17 protein-coding genes are annotated in these 18,654 nt (G+C 72.1%); 7 read left to right on the forward strand and 10 right to left on the reverse strand.

Annotated features, from left to right (window positions below):
* Nucleotides 1–13: 13 nt before the first annotated feature.
* Together ACGF5C_RS05270 and ACGF5C_RS05275 are read right to left on the reverse strand one after the other, a co-directional pair.
* Nucleotides 14–2,116 carry a hypothetical protein gene (locus ACGF5C_RS05270; RefSeq protein WP_393296857.1) on the reverse strand — a complete coding sequence of 701 codons (2,103 nt, stop codon included), beginning with the start codon at nt 2,114–2,116 and terminating at the stop codon, nt 14–16.
* Between the two features lie 254 nt (nt 2,117–2,370).
* Nucleotides 2,371–3,186 (reverse strand): IclR family transcriptional regulator, encoded by an 816-nt coding sequence (locus ACGF5C_RS05275; RefSeq protein ID WP_393296859.1) that lies wholly within the window; start codon nt 3,184–3,186, stop codon nt 2,371–2,373.
* Nucleotides 3,187–3,426: 240 nt separating this feature from the next.
* On the opposite strand from ACGF5C_RS05275, the gene ACGF5C_RS05280 reads away from it, so the two are divergent.
* The 4 genes from ACGF5C_RS05280 to ACGF5C_RS05295 are packed head-to-tail and all read left to right on the forward strand — an operon-like array spanning nt 3,427 to nt 7,656.
* Nucleotides 3,427–4,809, forward strand: a complete 1,383-nt coding sequence (locus ACGF5C_RS05280; protein ID WP_393296860.1) for an aspartate aminotransferase family protein — start codon at nt 3,427–3,429, stop codon at nt 4,807–4,809.
* The gene (locus ACGF5C_RS05285) at nt 4,809–5,996 is read left to right on the forward strand and encodes a mandelate racemase/muconate lactonizing enzyme family protein (RefSeq protein ID WP_393296995.1); all 1,188 of its coding nucleotides are present in this window, start codon (nt 4,809–4,811) and stop codon (nt 5,994–5,996) included. The genes ACGF5C_RS05280 and ACGF5C_RS05285 overlap by 1 nt, the downstream gene beginning before the upstream one ends.
* Complete coding sequence (locus ACGF5C_RS05290) at nt 5,993–6,835, forward strand: amidohydrolase family protein (protein ID WP_393296862.1); 843 nt, start codon at nt 5,993–5,995, stop codon at nt 6,833–6,835. Before ACGF5C_RS05285 ends, ACGF5C_RS05290 begins: the two co-directional genes overlap by 4 nt.
* Entirely contained in the window at nt 6,832–7,656 is an 825-nt protein-coding gene (locus ACGF5C_RS05295) for an SDR family NAD(P)-dependent oxidoreductase (RefSeq protein ID WP_393296864.1), read from the forward strand. The genes ACGF5C_RS05290 and ACGF5C_RS05295 overlap by 4 nt, the downstream gene beginning before the upstream one ends.
* Nucleotides 7,657–7,738: 82 nt before the next feature.
* On the opposite strand, the gene ACGF5C_RS05300 is transcribed toward ACGF5C_RS05295, so the two are convergent.
* Together ACGF5C_RS05300 and ACGF5C_RS05305 are read right to left on the reverse strand one after the other, a co-directional pair.
* The gene (locus ACGF5C_RS05300) at nt 7,739–8,383 is read right to left on the reverse strand and encodes a LuxR C-terminal-related transcriptional regulator (RefSeq protein WP_393296997.1); all 645 of its coding nucleotides are present in this window, start codon (nt 8,381–8,383) and stop codon (nt 7,739–7,741) included.
* A gap of 41 nt (nt 8,384–8,424) precedes the next feature.
* Nucleotides 8,425–9,699 (reverse strand): sensor domain-containing protein, encoded by a 1,275-nt coding sequence (locus tag ACGF5C_RS05305; RefSeq protein ID WP_393296866.1) that lies wholly within the window; start codon nt 9,697–9,699, stop codon nt 8,425–8,427.
* A 981-nt stretch (nt 9,700–10,680) separates the two neighbouring features.
* Here ACGF5C_RS05305 and ACGF5C_RS05310 point away from each other — a divergent pair.
* From ACGF5C_RS05310 to ACGF5C_RS05320, 3 genes are all read left to right on the forward strand, one after another.
* Nucleotides 10,681–11,544, forward strand: coding sequence for a hypothetical protein (locus ACGF5C_RS05310; protein WP_393296868.1), 864 nt, complete (start codon nt 10,681–10,683; stop codon nt 11,542–11,544).
* A 332-nt stretch (nt 11,545–11,876) separates the two neighbouring features.
* Nucleotides 11,877–13,142: a sensor histidine kinase gene (locus ACGF5C_RS05315; protein WP_393296870.1), complete on the forward strand. Its 1,266-nt coding sequence runs from the start codon at nt 11,877–11,879 to the stop codon at nt 13,140–13,142.
* Complete coding sequence (locus ACGF5C_RS05320; protein ID WP_393296872.1) at nt 13,139–14,374, forward strand: S8 family serine peptidase; 1,236 nt, start codon at nt 13,139–13,141, stop codon at nt 14,372–14,374. Before ACGF5C_RS05315 ends, ACGF5C_RS05320 begins: the two co-directional genes overlap by 4 nt.
* Nucleotides 14,375–14,400: 26 nt before the next feature.
* Here ACGF5C_RS05320 and ACGF5C_RS05325 read toward each other — a convergent pair whose 3' ends face one another.
* The 6 genes from ACGF5C_RS05325 to ACGF5C_RS05350 all read right to left on the reverse strand — a co-directional run bounded on the left by ACGF5C_RS05325 (nt 14,401) and on the right by ACGF5C_RS05350 (nt 18,539).
* Nucleotides 14,401–14,805, reverse strand: coding sequence for a hypothetical protein (locus tag ACGF5C_RS05325; protein WP_393296874.1), 405 nt, complete (start codon nt 14,803–14,805; stop codon nt 14,401–14,403).
* Entirely contained in the window at nt 14,802–16,130 is a 1,329-nt protein-coding gene (locus ACGF5C_RS05330; RefSeq protein ID WP_393296876.1) for an alpha/beta hydrolase, read from the reverse strand. The genes ACGF5C_RS05325 and ACGF5C_RS05330 overlap by 4 nt, the downstream gene beginning before the upstream one ends.
* Nucleotides 16,121–17,359 carry a WXG100 family type VII secretion target gene (locus ACGF5C_RS05335; protein WP_393296877.1) on the reverse strand — a complete coding sequence of 413 codons (1,239 nt, stop codon included), beginning with the start codon at nt 17,357–17,359 and terminating at the stop codon, nt 16,121–16,123. Before ACGF5C_RS05335 ends, ACGF5C_RS05330 begins: the two co-directional genes overlap by 10 nt.
* 64 nt (nt 17,360–17,423) lie before the next feature.
* Nucleotides 17,424–17,747, reverse strand: coding sequence for a hypothetical protein (locus ACGF5C_RS05340; protein WP_350678828.1), 324 nt, complete (start codon nt 17,745–17,747; stop codon nt 17,424–17,426).
* Nucleotides 17,748–17,860: 113 nt separating this feature from the next.
* Nucleotides 17,861–18,163 (reverse strand): WXG100 family type VII secretion target, encoded by a 303-nt coding sequence (locus ACGF5C_RS05345; RefSeq protein WP_350705957.1) that lies wholly within the window; start codon nt 18,161–18,163, stop codon nt 17,861–17,863.
* A 25-nt stretch (nt 18,164–18,188) separates the two neighbouring features.
* Nucleotides 18,189–18,539 carry a hypothetical protein gene (locus tag ACGF5C_RS05350; protein WP_350705959.1) on the reverse strand — a complete coding sequence of 117 codons (351 nt, stop codon included), beginning with the start codon at nt 18,537–18,539 and terminating at the stop codon, nt 18,189–18,191.
* Nucleotides 18,540–18,654: the final 115 nt, after the last annotated feature.

An 18,654-nucleotide genomic window follows, 5' to 3' on the forward strand; every position in this document is an offset into this window, starting at 1 on the left:
TGCGGGCGGGCGATCAGAGGGTGAGGTTGTCGCCGGTGGCGACGCGGGCGGAGTCGGCGGGCAGTTCGCGGGCGACCCCCTCCTCGACGCATCCGGTGTGCAGCAGGGTGGAGGCGGTGCCGAAGGCCGCGTCGGCGAGCGCCAGCCGCCCGCCGGAGAAGCGGGCGCCGACGGCCCGGTACCGGTTGACGCCGGTGTCGATGCGCACGTGCGCGGTCTCCGCGTCGGCCGCCGCGCTGCGGTAGTCGCCCAGCTCGATCCGGACCGCGCCGGTGCCGCCGGCCCGGGTCAGCAACGCCCGGCGGGCGTTGCTGCCGGTGACCACCGCGCCGCCGTCGACGACGAGGCGCTGGTCGCGGACGGCCGACAGTTCGATGCCGGTGTCGGTCAGGGTGCCGCCGCGTACCACCACCTCGGCCGCGCCGATCAGCAGTGGTGCCGCGTCCGGTGCCCCGGTCAGCGTGCAGTCGGTGAAGTGGACCGGGCCGGCGCCGCGCATGATCGCGCCGTCCAGGCCGCGGAAGGTGGTCCGGACGAAGTGCACCGGGTTGCTCACCGGGGTCTGCACGATCACCGTGCCGGCGGGCTGGTCGAAGTCGCAGTCGGCGATGACCGTGGGCCGGCGGGAACGGGTCGAGCGCTGGGCGATGCTCAGCGTCCGCGCCGAGCAGCCGCGCAGCTGCGCGCCGTCGGCGTTGACCTGGAGCGTGCCGGCCGGGTCGAAGGTGGAGCGGGCGACGACCCGCACGTCCTCCAGGGTCAGGTCGGTGATCTTGGTGCCGGCGACGAACCAGGAACAGACGTGTCGGCGGACGGTGATCCGCTTGGCGCTGATACCCCACTGGCCACCGCTGTTGGCGATGTCCATCAGGCCGGAGTTGCCGGTGAAGACGAGGTCGTGTTCGTACTGGCCGTGGGTGGTGAACGGGTTGCCTCCGGCGTCGTCGCCGTCGCCGTGGCAGTTCTCCACGGTGCAGTACGCCGAGGCGGTGAGGTCGTTGAGGTGCCGGGCGTTGGAGCTGCGGCAGTCCACGACGTGCCCGTACAGGCAGTAGATCTGCTGGGTGAGGTAGCCGGCGCCGCCGTACATCACGGTCGGCGGGTTCTTCAGGGTGCAGTTCGCGGTGGTGAAGTGGGTGCACCAGCGGCGCATGACCACCGGCCACCAGGTGCCGGTGGCGTCGATGCCGGAGACGTCGCAGCGCACCGCGTACTCGTAGGCGACCGGGTGGGAGCCGCTGTACTCGCGGTCGTCCGGCCCGGACCCGGGGTACTCGCCGGTGAAGGCGACGTGGCCGAGGAAGACCATGTTGCGTACGTGGGCGCGCTGGACCGGCTCGACCCGCCGCCAGGTGATGGTGCGCCCGGGCTCCAGCGTCCAGCCGTTGAGGTAGCCCACCCGGATGTGGGTGCCGTCGACGATCTGGGTGACCTGGACCATCTTCTGTAGTTCGCGCTCGTCGGCGCCGGTGAGGGCGTTGCTGGTGGCGGTCCACCACTGGCCGACGGTGAAGCGCCCCGAGTCGGGCACCGGAAACACGTCGGTCAGCTCGGGGACGGTCTCGGTGAGGGTGTGGGTGATCGTCGTGTCGGTCACCGCGCCCCGGAAGTAGAGCACCGCGCCGAACGGGTTGTCGTGGGTGTTGCGCTCGATGCCGTCGGTGTGCACCGTGTGCCCGCCGAAGTCCAGCTCGATGTCGCTTCGGCCGAACGTGTGCCGCTTGACGAAGCGCAGGTCGGTGTGGGCCTCGATCCGGTGGATCGCCGGGTCGGCGACCATCGCGTCCAGCGCGGCGTCGGCGGGGGTGTCCCGGCCGAGGATCCCGAACATCCGGAAGTCGCCGACCCCGTCGTGCAGGGCCAACCACCGGCCGCGCCGGTCGCCGCGTCCGCCCGGGTACGGGTCGTGCACGGTGCCGCCGTTGCCGGCGGCGGTGCTGGTGGGGTCCCAGCGCAGCAGCGTGCCGCCGCCGTCGCCGGGGGTGTGGTAGCCGGCGACCCGTGCCAGCGTGCGGGTCGTCAGCGCGGTGGGGGTGAGGTCGGCCAGGTCGGCGACGGTGTCGACGCGCAGGACCTGGTCGTGGGGGGTGGGAACGGACGTGCCAAGTAGACCCATGGAGAGCCTCAACCTTCGCGGTCCCGCCGGCCGGCGGGCGCCGGACGGCGGTGCTGGGGGTCTGCGGGCACCGCGAGGCGCCGCAGGAGTGGGGGGAAGGTCGGGCAAACGCGCGAGGCGCGCAGGCGGCGGAGCTGCTGACCGGAACGCCCGGTGCCGGGGCTGCGGCACGTCGGGAGTCAGCTGGTTCGCCCGAGACGGTCGCGGCCGGGCCGCGACGCTGGCGGAACGTTAAACAGCAGGTGAACCCGCTGTCAAGGGGTCTGCTCCGCCGGGACGTGGCCGAGCCGGACGGAGATGGCGTCGGCGGCCTGGCGCACCTGTCGTCCCAGCTCCTGGTATCGCCAGCTGGGCAGGCCGAGCTTCAGCCCGGTCACGCTGATGGCTCCGCAGCACGCGCCGGTGTGGTCGCGCAGGGCGCTGCCGATGCAGAACACCCCCTCGGCGTCCTCCTCGTCGTCGAGGGCGTACCCGGCGCGGCGGACGTCGGCCAGGTGGGCCAGCAGGGAGTCGAGGTCGCAGATGGTGTGGTCGGTGCGCCGGGGCAGCCCGACGCGGCCGATCAGCTCGGCGACCTGCGGCGGGGTCATCTCGGCCAGCAGGGCCTTGCCCAGCCCGGTGCAGTGCGGCAGCTCGCGGGTGCCCATCCGCAGCTCGATCTGGATCCGCTCACCGTTGCTGACCTGGTCGACGACGACCGCGTGCGCCCCCTCGGGGACGGCCAGCCGGGAGCTGAGCCCGGTGTCGCGGGTCAGTTGGGCCAGCACCGGGCGGGCGATGTCGCGCAGCGAGAGCTGCTCCTGGGCGCGTACGCCGAGGCGCGCCAGGGACATCCCGAGCCGGTAACGCCGGTTCATCCCCTCGCCGTCGTCGGCGGCCAGGCCGTGGTGGCACAGGGTGTGCAGGGTGGCGAACGCGGCGCTCTTGGACAGGCCGCAGGCGCGGGCGACGTCGGTGACGCTGAGCCCCTCGCCCGGGGTGGCGACGGACAGCGCCTCCAGCACCTCGGCCGCGCGGCTGACGCTGCGCACCAGGTAGCGGGAGCTGTCCCCGTCTTCGGTGGTGGTCATGGTCCTTCTTTCGGGCAGGGGGAAGCCGATCTGTTCGCCAAGGCCGAACAGCGTAACAAAGCTGTTCGAGATTTGGCATCCCGGCGTGTTGACCGTGGCGAACAAGCGTGCTTAGTATGCCGAACATCGTTTGGCAATGCCGAACAGTGTTCCGAAATTTCGAAATGTTCCTCCTGCGGCGGACACCCCGCGGCGCCGCGACCGGGCTGGGTCGCCGCGCCGCACCGATGAGGAGAAGGTGTGAATTCACGATCGGCCCCGACCGGCGCCACGCTCGCCGAGCGGGCACGCCGGGTCATCCCCGGCGGCGTCAACAGCGGACAGCGCAGCATCCCCGGCCTCACCGAGCTGGTGATCGCCCGGGCCTCCGGAGCGCACTTCTGGGACGCCGACGGACGCCAGTACACCGACTACCACGCGGCCTTCGGGCCACCCCTGCTCGGTCACAACGACCCCGACGTCAACGCCGCCGTCACCGAGGCCGGCAGGCGGCTGGACCTGTGCGGCGTGGCCGTCACCGACGGGGAGGTCCAGCTCGCCGAGACCCTCGCCGAGCTGGTGCCCAGCATCGAGAAGGTGCTGCTCACCAGCACCGGCAGCGAGGCCACCTTCCACGCCCTGCGGGTCGCCCGCGCCGCCACCGGCCGGCGCCTGGTGGTCAAGTTCCAGGGCTGCTACCACGGCTGGCACGACTCGGTCAGCCTCAACGTCATCTCCGCCCCGGACAAGGTGGGTGTGGCCGACCCGATCTCCACCGGCATCCTGCCCGAGGTCCTCGACGCCACCCTCGTGCTGCGCTTCAACGACGTGGCCGCCGTTCGGGCCGCCTTCGCCGCGCACGGCGACGACATCGCCGCCGTCATCGTCGAGCCGGTGCCGCACAACGTCGGCTGCCTCCTGCCCGACCAGGAGTTCCTGCGCACCCTGCGCGAGGAGTGCACCCGGGCCGGCAGCGTGCTCGTCTTCGACGAGGTGATCACCGGCTTCCGGCACGACCTCGGCGGCTGGCAGAAGATCAGCGGGGTCACCCCGGACCTGACCACCATGGGCAAGGCCATCGCGAACGGCTACCCGATCGGCGCCCTGGGCGGCCGGGCCGACCTGATGGACCTGTTCAGCACCCACCCCGGCGCGCCCGCGTTCTTCGCCGGCACCTACAACGGCCACCCGGCCGTGGTCGCCGCCGCCATCGCCACCCTCGGCAAGCTGCGCGCCGAGCCCGTGCACGAGCACGTCTACCGGCTCGGCGAGCGGGCCCGCACCGGCATCACCGAGGTCCTCGCCGACCTCGGCGTCCCCGCCGTGGTCACCGGCCACGGCTCCGTGTTCGTGACGTACTTCATGCCCGGCCCGGCACCGCGTAGCTACGACGACCTGCTGCGCAACGATGCCGGCATGTTCATCGGCTACCGTCGGCGGATGCCTGAGCACGGCATCTTCGAGCTGCCGCTGAACCTCAAGCGCAACCACATCTCGTACGCCCACACCGACGCCGACATCGACCACCTCGTCGACGCCACCCGGGCGGCCGTCCGCGACACCCTCGCCGCCGGCGGGGTGACCGAGCTGGCCGGCACCGCCACCATGGGCGGCGCGACGCCCACCGGGGGAGGGCGGCGGTGATGCTGACCGTCGACAAGACGCGCCCGGTCGGCCCGGCCGGGCGGATCAGCCGGGTGGAGACCCTCACCCTCGGCACCGCCTGGCGCGACTTCTCCTACGTACGTGTGCACACCGACGCCGGGCTCTCCGGCGTCGGCGAGATCACCCACCCGTACCGGGCCCGGGAGACCTGCCAGCTCGCCGAGGCGATGGCCGGGCGGCACCTGATCGGCGCCGACCCGTTCGACGTCGAGGAGATCTGGCTGCGCATGTACCAGGGCGACTTCCTGCGCGGCGGCGACGTCGGCGGGATCGTCGTCTCCGGCGTCGACCAGGCCCTCTACGACATCATGGGCAAGGCCCTCGGCGTGCCCGCGTACCGGCTCACCGGCGGGGCCTGCCGCGACCGCGTCCGGGTCTACGCCAACGGCTGGTACACCGGCGACCGGGAGCCCGCCGCCTTCGCCGAACGGGCCGTCGCCACCGTCGCCAAGGGGTACACCGCGCTGAAGTTCGACCCGTTCGGCGCCGGCCTCGGCGAGCTGTCCCGCGCCGAGCTGCGCCGCTCGGTCGACATCGTCGCCGCCGTCCGCGACGCCGTCGGGCCCGAGACCGAGCTGTTCGTCGAGGGCCACGCCCGCTTCGCCATGCACACCGCCGCCCGGCTCGTCCGGGAGCTGGAGCCGTTCGACCTCGGCTGGTTCGAGGAACCGCTGCCGTGGACCCACATCGAGCGGTACGCCGAGCTGCGCGCCCGCGCCACCATGCCGATCTCCGGCGGCGAGCACTTCCACAACCGTTACGAGTACGCCCGGCTGTTCGCCACCGACGCCGTCGACATCATCCAACCCGACCTGTCCATGGCCGGCGGGTTCACCGAGGTGCGCAAGCTCGCCGCCATCGCCGACCAGCACGCCATGGTGGTCGCCCCGCACAACTCCAACTCGCCGCTGTGCACCACCGCCTCGGTGCACGCGGTCCTCGGGATGCCGAACTTCAAGATCCTCGAGACGTTCGACGGCCTGTTGGAGGAGTACGTCTTCGACGCCGTGCGCGGCGCCCTGCCCGTGGTCGACGGGCACATCGACCTGCCCACCGCACCCGGCCTCGGCGTCGAGCTGGTCGACGAGGTGTTCGCCGAGCACCCGCCGAGCCACGGCTTCTGGAACATGTTCGCCGAGGGGTGGGAGAAACGGGACCGCCGATGATCGTCGACGTGCACTCGCACCTGTTCGACTGCCCGGACCACGTCGGCGACCCGTTCGCCGCCGAGGCGGCCCGGGCGCACGGCGGCGAGGTCGACCTGACGGTGCGGTGGTCGGAGTACGCGGCCACCGCACCGGAGGACACGAAGACGATCGTGGTCGGCGGCAAGGCCCGCCGCTCCGGGCTCTGGGTCGACGACGCCGCCGTGGCCGCGTACGTCGCCGCCCGGCCCGACCGGCTCGTCGGCTACCTCGCCCTGGACCCCACCCAGCCCGGCTGGCGCGACGAGCTGGAGCACGGGCACCGCGACCTCGGCCTGCGCGGCATCAAGCTGATGCCGATGTACGCCGGGTTCGACCCGGCCGACCCGGCCTACGACGACCTGTACGCCTACGCCGTCCGGCACGGACTGCCGCTGCTCGTGCACACCGGGACCACCTTCGTCTCCACCGCACCGCTGCGCTTCGCCCTGCCGGTGCACCTCGACGAGGTGGCGATCCGCCACCCCGAGCTGCGGATGGTGCTGGCCCACCTCGGCCACCCGTACGAGGGGGAGTGCATCGCCGTCATCCGCAAGCACCGGCACGTCTACGCCGACGTCTCCGCGCTGCACTACCGACCCTTCCAGCTCTGGCACAGCCTCCGGCTCGTCCAGGACTACGGGGTGTGGCACAAGTTGCTGTTCGGCAGCGACTACCCCTTCACCACCGTCGACGCCTCGATCGAGGGGCTGCGGGCGGTGGGCCGGGTGCCCGGCATTCCCGGCCTCGACCCGCTCGACACCGGGCAGATCGAGCAGCTGATCCACCGCCCGTCGCTCGACCTGCTGGGGTTGACATGACCGTCGTCCCGCCCTCCTTCGACCTGTCCGGCCGGCTGGCCGTGGTGACCGGTGCGGCGCGCGGGCTCGGGGCGGCCTTCGCCACCGGGCTCGCCGCCGCCGGCGCCGACGTCGTGGCCGTCGACCGGCCCGGCGTCGACCTCGGCGCGGTCGCCGCCGCGATCACCGACCGCGGCCGCGCCTGCCACCCGTACGCCTTCGACCTGGCCGACACCGAGGCGATCGCACCCTGGGTGGACGACCTGCGGCGCGCCCACGGGCCGGTGCACGTCCTGGTCAACAACGCCGGGGTGGCCCGGCTGGAGCACTTCAACGAGATCACCGTCGCCAACTGGCGGGAGGTGATGCGGGTGAACGTGGACGCCGTCTTCTTCCTCGCGCAACGCGTCGCCGAGCACATGATCGCCGACGGGGTGGCTGGCCGCATCGTCAACGTCTCCTCGAAGAACGGGTTGATGGCCGAGGCCGGACTGGCCCACTACAACGCCTCCAAGGGTGCCGTCGAGCTACTCACCCGGTCGCTCGCCGCCGAGCTGGGGCCGCACGGCATCACCGCCAACACGATCGCTCCTGGGATGATCGCCACCCCGATCGACGGTGAGTTCTCCCTGGACCGGCAGGCATTCGACGCCGCCTGGGAGGAGCGGATCCCCTTGCGCGGCGGCTACGGTACGCCGGCCGACTGCGTCGGCGCGCTCCTGTTGCTCGCCTCCGAGGCCGGCCGTTACATCAACGGCACCCACCTGGTCGTCGACGGGGGAGTGCTCGCTGACCAGATGCCCCGGCTGCGGTTCATGCCGCCGTACCGCAGCACCCTCTGAGGGCGCCGAGACGCTCGCGGGCCCGGGCGGCGTACGGGGGTGGGGCAGGGCCCCACCGAGGGAGGGTGCGGACGGGCCGCCGTCAGGCCCTGAGGTAGGCGAGGACAGCGAGCACGCGACGGTGGTGGGCGTCGTCAGGGGGCAGGCCGAGCTTGGCGAAGACATTGCCGATGTGCTTTTCCACCGTGCTGGCGGAGACCACCAGCCGCTCGGCGATGGCCGTGTTGGAATGCCCTTCGGCCATCAGTGCCAGGAGCTGCCGTTCCCGCGTGGTCAGCGCCCCCAGTGCGTTGTCCCGGCGCTGCCCGGCCAGCAACTGCGCAACGACCTGCGGGTCGAGCACCGTCGCGCCCCGGGCGACGCGATCCAGGGCATCCAGAAACTCCTCGACCCTGGCGACCCGGTTCTTCAGCAGGTACCCGACCGCACCGGAGCCGTCCGCGAGCAGATCGCCGGCGTAGGACGCCTCCACGTACTGGCTGAGCACCAGCATGGGGGCGCCGGGCAACTGCGAGCGGGCGGTGATCGCCGCGCGCAAGCCCTCGTCCGTGTACGTCGGCGGCATCCGCACATCGACAATCGACACGTCCGGGCGGTGTCTGAGCACCGCCTCGACCAGGGCCGGGCCGTCTCCGATCGCGGCCACCACCTGGTGACCGTCCTCGGCGAGCAGGCGGACCAGGCCCTCGCGCAGCAGTACCGCGTCGTCGGCCAGGACGATCCGCAGCGGACCGCGCGCCGCGCGGTCCGGTGGCGGTTCGTGCGGGTTCAGCAGCACGGCAGCTCCGCGGTGATCGCCGTCGGGCCGCCGTAGGGACTGGTGACCCACAGCCGGCCGCCGACCGCGTGCAGCCGGTCTTCCAACCCGCGCAGCCCGTGTCCCTTGTCCAGCGCGGCGCCGCCCACCCCGTCGTCCGTCACCCAGACCCGCAAGGTTCCCGCACTGTGACGCAGTCCGATCGCACACCGGTCGGCGTGGCTGTGCTTGGCCACGTTGGTCAGGGCCTCGGCGATCACGAAATACGCGGCCGTCTCGACCGCAGCGTCCAGCCGGTCGTTCAGGGGGTCGGCATCGACCTCAACCGGTACGGTCGAGCGCGTGGCCAGGGCGGCGAGCGCCGCGCGCAGGCCGCGGTCGACGAGGATCGGCGGGGCGATGCCACGCGACAGGGCCCGCAGCTCGTCCAGCGCCTCCTCGGTCTGGACGATCGCGTCGGCGAGCGCCGCGCGGACGGCCTCCGGCCTGCTGTCGAGGTGGTGCTGGGCGCGGCCCAGTTCCATCGCCAGGCGGACCAGCCGCTGCTGGGGCCCGTCGTGGATGTCGCGTTCGAGCCGGCGCAGCGCGGTCGCCTCGGCCGTCACCGCGGCGACGGTCTGCGCGCGGGCGGTGTCCCGCTCCTGCTCCAGTCCGTTGATCCTGCGGAGCGACGCGGACGCGTCAGACAGCAGCGTCTGTCCCAGTCCGGCCTGGGCGGCGACGCACGCCCGGGTCACCAGCGGCAGGGTGAACAGCAACAGCAGGCCGACCGCGGTCCCGAAGGCGAGCCGCTCGGCCGGCGACGTCAGTCCCAGGGTCAAGGCGATGTGGGACCGGGGGCTGCCCACGGTCAGGGTCGTGGGCCGCATCGGCCCCGCGGACGAGTAGGGGCTGCGCAGGGCGGACGTGCCGGCACCGAGTCCGACGAACCACCACAGCACCGTCACCACCGAGGTGACCAGGGCGACAGGCAGCACCGCCACCGCGTGCGCCACGCCGAGCCACAGCCCCGGGCCGGCCGCGGCGGCTGTCTCCTTCGGTCTCCGCCGCTGGCCCACACCCTCCACGCCGACGGCCGGGGAACGCACCTTCGCGATCCGCCACCGTTCCACGTCGGCGAACCACCGCACCAGCGCCAAACCGCCGGCCACGACCGGCGACCGGCCCGGCAACAGCAGACCGACCGCTCCGATACACAGACCAGTGAGCACCAGCAGCAGGCCAGCCGCGGCGGTCACCGGCGCGGTGAGCAGGTACAGCGACTCCACGACCGTGCGACGCCCCATCCGGAGGACGAACCTGACGCCCGACCGCCACCGACGCCCTGGATCGACCACGACGGCGGGTTCCCCACCATCGAGCGCACGCCGATCCGCCTTCAGGTCGACCATCTGCCTGGTGGAGGTGATCCGGTGCCGGTCCGGCCGTGGTCCTCGAAGACCAGGATGCACAGCACCGATGTGGACGTGCGCAGGCAGTGGATCGTCGCCCGGCCCGCCGGACCGTTTTCTTGCCCCATTGGTCCCTGTTCTGGCGCAGCGGTTCTGACATGTGGTCCTGCCGTGGCGGTTCAGGCATCACGGCAGGTGAGCGCCCAGGCCCCGGCCGCGAGCGCATCCATCGTATACGCGCACAACAGGCCGAGGTCAGCCCGGGCGACAGCATGTGCACGTGCCGGACCGCGGTCAGCGCCGTAGACGTCACCGTCGCGAGGAAGGGGCCGTTGGCAAGGGATCCAGCCCGCGTCGTGCTGCTTCGCCGCTGCCATGGCTGTGGTTCGGCGGCCCGGCCGGTCGACTCGTGATCGGCGGTGATGGCGTCATCGCGTGCGACCCGAGGCCCGCCCGCCCTGCCCCGGGAGGTGGGGCAGGCCCCACCCCCAAGTGTCCGGCGCACCCCCGTGACCGGGCGACGGCCGGTGCGGAATGGTGATCGGAATGAACGACAGCATGACAACCCACCAGCGCGCACGAACAACCCCGAACACGATCTGCTCACCGCCGACGCCGTAACCGCCTCATGGTGGCGGCGGCCCTCCGGGCTGCGGCCGGCCACCGCCCCGTTGTCGTCGGCTCCCTCGCCCTGCCCATGGCCACCGATCAGCTCTTCCAGTTCGGGAGCGGTTCGCGTGGCCAAGCGGTCCAGCGTGCTCGGCAGGACCGTCTCGAACATCCCTGGTCCTGGGACCCTGCTGCACCAACCCCTCAACCGGCGAACCGACAGGTCGGCGCGCCGTCTACCCACTCGATCGAGCCGAAGGAACCTCCTTGCGCAGTCCAGCAGCCCCGTCGCGATCCGCAGGCATCTCCGGTCGCATCCTCGCCACGCTCGTCGCCCTCGCCGTGGCCCTCGTCGCCGCGTTCGTCGTCGCCCCGCCCACGCTGGCGGCGAGCGGGTCGGGCGGCGGCTTCGTCGACAGGCGCGATCTCGTCGAAGCCCTCCGCGAAGAATTCGTCAAGTACTGGAGTTCCGGCGACCGGGATTTTCCCCCGGGCTTGCAGAGGGTTGTCGATTACTGGTTCCGTTACCACCTGGCCAAGGCCGTGATCGCTGCGCTCTTGCTGGTCGTGCTCGTTGCACTCGGCCTCCTTCTCTGGAAGGAATTCCTGAGGGCAGGCGGTCTCGGGGCGGGAAGGAGGGCCGCCCTCACGTCGGGCGGCGTTCTTGTCACGATGCTCGCGCTGTTCTCGTTGGCGATGGTGATGGCCAACGTCCAGGGTGCAGTAGCGCCCTTCGCCTCGCTGTTGCCGATGCTGGCGGCCGGCGAAACCGACGGAGAGTTCGCCGATACGCTCGATCACGTCAGGCAGCGACTGGCGGACTCCCTGAGCGCGGGTGACCAGACCCCGCCAGCCCTCGAGGTGATGATCAGCGACTTTTCGCGATATCACGTGGCGATGGCCGTGGTTGCTGGGATCGTGGCGGTCGTCCTCGTCGGCACGAGCGTGGTGTTGTGGAAGAGGTTTGCGAGAACAGGGCCGTCCGACAGGCGTACGAGGCGCGTGTCGGGGTCTTTCGGTGTTCTGTCGGCGTTGTTGTCGCTGGTCGTGATCGTTGTCGTTGTGGCGAACGTGACCACCGCAGCGGACCCGGCGCCGGCACTCTTGGCCTTCTTCGACGGCGGATGGTGACGCACCTCGTGGGGGATGGGGGGCGGTTGGAGACGGGACAACCTTGAAGTGACGTGCACCAGTATCAGCGATTGGGCTGCATCGGGGTTCTGCCACTACACGCTCAGATGCCCATGGCTGGTCGGCGATCGCGGCTCGCTGATCTCGCCCGATCGCGGGCCCGGGCGCCATTCGACGTCGGTCCGGATCAATGCGCGGCCAGCTCTTGCTTCGAAGGTCAAATGTCGGGAAAACTGGCCATGATCCTCGTGGGGCCAGTCGCGACGCGCGGTCCTTGTTGTGGACAAAGGAGCTGACACGTGGGCATTGGTCGGCGCAGCGCGGGAGGGTCCGTGACAGTCGACAGTGCCGCCATGCCGGCCATGGTGTTCGCGCTGCTGACCCGTGCCGCCGTGGCGGGGGTCGCAACCCCGCGGCGACGTCCGATGTGGACGCCGGCGGCCGCCGCGGAGAGTCTCGGTCCGGTCGGCGGCGCCGCCGCAGCCGTGCTGCGTCGCCAGACCTCGCGTTGCCTGCTGCTCGGTGCTCTGGCATACCGGGCGTGCGTCCTGCCCGTTGCCATGGGCCTGCTCGTGGTGCGCGGGGAGCCGGTGGCAATGGTTACTCTGCTGCCGGTTGCGGCTCTGTTGCTGGCCGCCAACGTCGCGGCGATCGTCACGGTCTACCGGCGGCCGACGGTGGACCTCGAACGGGTACGCGGGGCGGTGCTGGTCGACCTCGCCGTGGCGTACGGGGTGGATGTGGTGGCAAGTGCGGTGGTGCCCCACACCGAGGTGTTCTGGTCCTACCTGGCCGGTGCCGTGGTCCTGGTGACCGGCGCGTACGGCCTGGTCGGTGGCGTGCTCGCGGTGCTGCTGTCGATGCCGGTCCAGATGGCGACGGCCGCGTTCGGCGCCGCCGCGGACAGGGGAACGCTCGCCGGCCGGGCCGGGTGGCTCGGATTGGCGGTGGTGGTCGCGTTGGTGGCGCTCGTGATCTGTGGGCTGAGTCTGCACCTGGCCATGTCGTACGGAATCCGAGCCGGTCGGGAGGCCGAGCGGGCCCGGTGGCTGCGGTCGCTGCACGACACGGTGTTGCAGACCCTGGAAGCGATCGCCCTGCACAGCCCGGCGGATGAGACGGCGTCAGCGGTGCAGCTCGCCCAGGTGCGGGCCACCGCCCGGGTCCAGGCCGCTCGGCTGCGTAGGACGCTCGACGATCCCGGTGGCGGCAGAGACAACCCGCTCGCCGACGGGCTGGCCGAGCTGGTGGAGGAACTCGCGGGACGCGGGCTGCGGGTGGAGCTGGCGGTGGCCGCCGGCGCCGGCAGCCGGATGTCCGGCCCGGACCGGGACGCGGTCCTCGGTGGCGTGCGGGAGGCACTGGGCAACGTGGCCAAGCACGCCGGGATCAAGGACGTGGTGGTCCGCGCCGACGAGGAGAGCAACGCCCTGGTCGTGGTGGTCCGTGACCACGGCTGTGGCTTCGATGTCGCCGGCCGACCCGGGTTCGGCATCCGGGAGTCGATCGTGGCCCGGTTGCGCGAGGTAGGCGGCAAAGCGACCGTGGAGTCCTGGCCCGGTCGCGGCACCCGGGTAACCCTGCGGGTGCCGGCATGATCCGGTCGGGCAGTCCCAGGCGTGGCGCGGACCGGCCGGGGCCGGCTGGCCCGCGACCCGCTCTCGGCGCACTGGCGGGCGTCGTCGGCGCGCTGATCGGGGCGCTGCCGGTAGCCGCGCCGGCCAGCTACGGCGCGCCGGCCGGCTGCGCCAAACCGGTGGGAGTGCACACCGCCGGCACCCCGTGGGCGATGGAACTGCTCGGGCCGCGCCGGGTGTGGCCACTGAGCACGGGTTCCGGGGTGCGGACCGCGGTGCTCGGCACCGGCGTCGACGCCCGTAACGCACAGTTTCGCCCAGGTCAGGTCGAGCAAGGTCGGGACGTCCTGGCCAACAGCGCCGGGGCCACCGACGACTGTGACGGCCGAGGCACCTTCGCCGCCGGCCTGATCGCCGCCCGGCCACACGACAAGACCACCTTCGCCGGTCTGGCTCCCGGCGTGTCCGTGCTCCCGGTTCGCTACACCCAGACCACCAGGCAGGGCGACGGGGCCGTCGACCCCGGCCGCCTCGCCGCCGCCATCGACTACGCGGTCACCGCCCGCGCCCGAGTGATCTACGTGGTACTGCCGGCAACCAGGAACAGCGCCCAGCTGCGGGACGCCACCGCACGGGCGATCGCGGCCGACATCGTGGTGGTGTCGCCGGCCGCTTCCGGCGCGCGGACCCAGGGTGCGACCAGCTACCCGACCGCCCTGCCCGGGGTGCTGGCGGTCGGTGCGTTCGGGCCGGACGGCGCGGTGGCCTCTACCGAATCCGGTGACTACATCGGGGTGGCCGCCCCGGGAAGACAATTGCTGAGCCTCTCCGCCGGGGCGGACGGTCGGCTGGGACACTCACCCACGGTTGACGATCCGGCCTACGCGGCGGCGTACGTGGCGGGCACGGCGGCGCTGCTGCGGTCCTACCGGCCAGAGCTCAGCGCCGCCGAGGTGGTGCGGCGGATCGAGTCGACCGCGCACCGGACCGCGGTTGACGGGCACCACCCGCAGCTCGGCTGGGGAATGGTGGACCCGTACCGGGCGGTGGCCGCCGAGGGTGTCGAGGATCCGCCGGGGGCCGTGGGCGCGAGCGCGCAGCCGGTCGCCGCGGCCCGTGCGAACCCTGGCTCCCGTGTGGATCCGTTGGTGCTGCCGCTGGCGTCGGCGGGACTCGGGGCGGCGCTGCTGCTCGGGATCGGCACGGCCGTGGCGCGTCGAGGCCGGGCCCGCGGTTGGCGTCCCGGCGGCTGACCGCCCCACCCGTGGTGCGGCCGGCGCTACGGCACCTCGGTCGGTACGCAGCGGCTGGAGCCGCCCACCACCACCTCGCCGGTGCCGTCCCGGGAGATGTGTACGCCGAGGTTCGCCCCGTCCCGCTGGAACTGGTAGGCCACCTCGGTCTCGCCGCTGCGGTCGGTGGCTCGCCAACCGTCCGCGCGCAGCTCCGGCACCACCTCGGTCAACAGGATCTCGGCGGCGCCGGGCGGGACGGGAACCCGGAGGTTGTACTCCCAGCGCACCGACTCGCTCGGTACGCCGGCCGGCCGGAACGGGTCGCAGTCGAGCTGCTCGTCGCGGCTGACCCGGGCGTCGGCGCCGAACCGCGCGGCGACCGCGTGCAGCACGGCCCGCAGCGGCCCCGCCACGGCGGCCAGTGGCTCGTAGTCGATCGGGCTGGTCATGGCGTCGACGGTACCGTCACCACCGGGCCGCCGGTGAACACCTGGTACATGTTCCACCACGCGTCACTGTGGTAGGTCAGCACGTCGGAGTGCGCGGAGGTGCCCTCCAGCGGTCGGCCGTCGGGGTAGTTGCCGGTCTCCAGCCGGACCACACCGGGGAACTCGTCGGGGTCGGCCCCGTGCCCCCAGTTGAAGATGTTGATGTCCCGGACCCAGGCGATCGGGTCGCCCGGGGCGGTCATCGAGTAGCGCTGCACATCGGGCTGGGCCGGGCGCAGGTCCTCCGGGCCGTCCACGTCGTGACCCATGCCCGCCGACTCGATGTGCAGGACCCGGTCGGCGTCCAACCCGTGCTGCTCGGCGGTGCCGACCACGGCGCCGCCATACGAGTGGCCGGCGAAGGTGACCTGCACGTCGTTGCCGGCCGCGGCGGAACCGGCGATCTCGGCACGCAGCTCACGGGAGAAGTCGGCGAGCCGGGGCCCGAGGTTGTCGGCGTAGCTGGCCGACGGGGCCTGCGGGAACAGGTTGGAGGGCAGGTCGCCGTCCATCCAGGTGACCATGGCCAGGTCCCGCCGGGGGGCGGCGTCGACGAAACCGGCCGCCGCGTCGCGGTACCGCTCGAAATTGGCCAGCTCGGAGAAGGTGCCCGGAACGAACACGGCGACGTTGCGGGTGCCGGCGTCGATGTCGCCGACCAGCTCGACCATCGATCCGTCACCGGACGGGTCGAACGAGAGGATCTTGCGGTTTTCGGCGATGACGTTCTCGTACAGTTCGATGCGCGCCTGCGACCGGGTGATGGTCTCCTGCAGACGGTGGTCGACGGCCGGGTCCCCGGTGAGCTGGGCCTGATAGCCGGCGAGGCGCTGCCGTTCGGCGGCCAACTCGGCGGTGATCGCCGAACGGTTGGCCGCGATCCGGGTGCCGAACGGGGTGGTGCCGGCGGGCGCGGTGGCCCCGGTGGCCCCGGTGGCGGCCAGGGTGGTGCCACCGGCCAGACCACCCAGTAGCTGTCGGAATGCCTGGCTGACCTGGGTGTCGCCCCGCCGGTAGTTGGTCACCGTCGCGGTCACCCCCGTGGCCAACCGCCGGGTCTGTGTCGCCGCCGACTCCAGCTCGGTGCTGCTGAGCTGCAGGCTGTTGCCGTGTGCCTGCATGGCGCGTTGGGACTGCGGCACCAACCCGAACGCCTTGCCGTCGATGGCTTGCGTGGTGAGCTGCCCGCGGATGGTGTTCAACCGGTCGGCGCTTCCGGTGAGTTCGGCCGCCGCGGCGTCCAGTGCGGTCGGGACGGCTCGGAATCCGGCGGTGGTCACCTCCATGACCGGCTCCCCGGCTGGTCCGACTCAGGCTCCTCGCCGATCACCGCCGGCGTCACCACCGACTGCTCGCCCCACACGTCTTCGGTCTCGACCAGCCAGGGCGGGATGCGCCGGCCGCCGGCGGCGTCGCCCGCGCCCATCGGGGCGAAGGGCATCGCCGGCATGAAGCCGCCGGCCATACCCTTCGCCGCGGCTACCCCGGCGGCGGCCCCTGCGGCTCCGGCGAGCCCGCTCGCCGTCGGGCCGCCGGCCTGACCAGTCAAGGACTGGTTCGCCACGGGCGACATGTCGACGCCGCCTCCGCCGCCACCCAAACCGCCACCCACACCGCCACCCGCGCCGCCGGCGGGGATCCGGGCGCCGCCGGCGGTGGCCTTGTCGTTGGCCGTGGCCACCGGGGCGGTTTCCTTCTTCTCGTCCTTCGGCTTGGCCCCCAGGCCAGGCGGCACGGTGGCGAACCGCCCGCCGAGCGCGGCGGCGGCCGCGGCCAACCCGGCGGTGAACATCGTGCCGAACAGCGGCCGGGGTTGGGTCGCCGGCGGTGCCGCGTCCGGGTCGACGGGTGCCTTGTCCGGGTCGACCGGTGTCTCGGCCGGTACGGACGGCGGGTCGCCACCGGGCTGTGGAGACAGCGGTGGGGCTGGCGTGACCGGCGGTGGCTCCTCGATCGGTGCGCCGGTGGCCGGTCGGGACGCGGCGCTCGGGGTGACCGGCATCGCGTCCTCGGTGGTGACGTACTCGGTGGCGAGGGTGGACATCACCTGCACCGCCTGCTGGTGGGCCGCGTTCGAGGCGGCCTGTGCCCGCTGCTGGGCGTGGACCTCGGCGACCGCCTCGGCCTGGTGCTGGCGGAGCGTGTCGACCGTGCTGGCCGGGGTGTCCGCGGGTACGACCAGGGGCGTGGTCGCGGCGGCGACGACGGAGGGGGCGAGATCGGGTACGGCGACCGGGGCGGGCATCGACTTCTGGGCCGTCGTGAGCGCCTCGGCGGAGGAGTAGGCCAGGTCACGCACCGTGAACGCGGTGCTGGCCACCTGCCGGATACCCGAGGTCAGATCATTGATCATCAACTTGTACTGCCGGGCGGCGCCGCCGTCCCACCACTGCTCGAACTCGCGGAGCTGGCGTTCGATGTCGCCGGCGCGCTCGTGCAGCGCGGTGCCGGCGGCTCCCCAGCCCTCCGCCGCCTCGGTCACCGACTTCGGTTCGCCGGCGTGCAGCATTCGCATGAGCTCGTGATGGCTGTACTGGCTGAAGTCGCTACGCGCCCGACCGTGTCCACGCGGCATCGTGTCAGTCCCTTCCGTGTGCCCGGAAGGACGTGGCGACGCCGATGTCGTAGTCGGCGTACCCGTCCGCGATCATGCGGGTCACGTCGTTGGCGAAAGCGATCGCCTCCCGCACGGTGTGCAGCAGTTCGTGCATCTGTTCGGCGGCGGCCCGGTGCCGCTCGGCCAGCGACGCCGCCTCGCCGAACTCGCCGAGCCGGACCGGCCGGATGCGCAACTGGCCGAGGCCGTCCGTCGGTTTGCGCATCGCCTCCAATTGGTCCTCCAACTCGCGGGCGAACGCCAGCAGCGATTCGAGGTGGACCCGGAACGACTCCTCGTGGGACATCGTCGCGCTCTCCTGTCTCGGAGCTCGGCTGAGAACAACGCCGGCCAGCGGGGCGGCGGCGTCGGGTGGAGGCGGATCCCGCCCCACCCCACGCCGCCGCTGATCGCACCGGCTCAGGCGAAGAAGCTGGTGTTCCTGTTCTCCAGCGCCAACTGGGTGTCGTGCGCCTCGTTCACCTTGCCGGAGAACTGACCGATCACCGCGATGATGTCGGCCAGTGCCGCGCGCAGCCGCGTCTCGGACTGCTCCGCGGCCTGACCGGCGGCACTGCCGGAGGCGTACCAGGTCTGCTTGATGGGGGCCAGGCTGCTCTGTAGCTGTTCCACGTGGCCGTTCAACGCCTGGGCCTTCACCTGCAGCGAGTCGGCGGCGGCCCGCAGCGCGCCGAATTCCACATTGATCACATCGGCGGTCATCTCACATCACCCCTTTCCGGGCAGATTAGGCACCGGCCAGCCGGCTGAGTACGGGGCTGCCCTCGCCCACGGCGCCGGTGAGGCCCCGCAGGGAATCGGCGGCCGCCATGTCACCGGTGTTGTAGTTGCGGAAACTCTCGTTGACCAGACCGGACATGGTCTGCAGTTCCCGTGACGCAACCCGCATGCTCTCCTGCAGCCGGCCTTGCAGCTGCCAGAAAGCGGTGGCCTGGTTACCGGCGTACCGGCTCAGTACCGACACGAGTTCGCTCTCGAGTTGCGCCATGCTCCGAGCCGTGTTGGTGGCGGCTTCGTCGAACCCGCTGACCGCTCGCGTCATCGCGGCGGCATCACTCTGGTATCCAGGACTGGCCACGTCGGGTCACCTCCTCTTGGCAGGGTCGCGCGCCGACTTGCGGCGCCGTACACGCTGGGGATGCTATGCATCCGTCACCCTTGGTAGTACGGCACAAGTACCCGTCGCCGACACG

This window comes from Micromonospora sp. NPDC047620, from assembly GCF_043205005.1.
GTDB lineage: Bacteria > Actinomycetota > Actinomycetes > Mycobacteriales > Micromonosporaceae > Micromonospora.

Excerpts from the sequence above, each read along its gene's own strand:
- ACGF5C_RS05270 (WP_393296857.1), bottom strand. The coding sequence starts at position 2,116 with ATGGGTCTACTTGGCACGTCCGTTCCCACCCCCCACGACCAGGTCCTG.
- ACGF5C_RS05275 (WP_393296859.1), bottom strand. The coding sequence starts at position 3,186 with ATGACCACCACCGAAGACGGGGACAGCTCCCGCTACCTGGTGCGCAGC.
- ACGF5C_RS05285 (WP_393296995.1), top strand. The coding sequence starts at position 4,809 with ATGCTGACCGTCGACAAGACGCGCCCGGTCGGCCCGGCCGGGCGGATC.
- ACGF5C_RS05290 (WP_393296862.1), top strand. The coding sequence starts at position 5,993 with ATGATCGTCGACGTGCACTCGCACCTGTTCGACTGCCCGGACCACGTC.
- ACGF5C_RS05295 (WP_393296864.1), top strand. The coding sequence starts at position 6,832 with ATGACCGTCGTCCCGCCCTCCTTCGACCTGTCCGGCCGGCTGGCCGTG.
- ACGF5C_RS05305 (WP_393296866.1), bottom strand. The coding sequence starts at position 9,699 with ATGGGGCGTCGCACGGTCGTGGAGTCGCTGTACCTGCTCACCGCGCCG.
- ACGF5C_RS05320 (WP_393296872.1), top strand. The coding sequence starts at position 13,139 with ATGATCCGGTCGGGCAGTCCCAGGCGTGGCGCGGACCGGCCGGGGCCG.
- ACGF5C_RS05325 (WP_393296874.1), bottom strand. The coding sequence starts at position 14,805 with ATGACCAGCCCGATCGACTACGAGCCACTGGCCGCCGTGGCGGGGCCG.
- ACGF5C_RS05330 (WP_393296876.1), bottom strand. The coding sequence starts at position 16,130 with ATGGAGGTGACCACCGCCGGATTCCGAGCCGTCCCGACCGCACTGGAC.
- ACGF5C_RS05335 (WP_393296877.1), bottom strand. The coding sequence starts at position 17,359 with ATGCGAATGCTGCACGCCGGCGAACCGAAGTCGGTGACCGAGGCGGCG.
- ACGF5C_RS05340 (WP_350678828.1), bottom strand. The coding sequence starts at position 17,747 with ATGTCCCACGAGGAGTCGTTCCGGGTCCACCTCGAATCGCTGCTGGCG.
- ACGF5C_RS05345 (WP_350705957.1), bottom strand. The coding sequence starts at position 18,163 with ATGACCGCCGATGTGATCAATGTGGAATTCGGCGCGCTGCGGGCCGCC.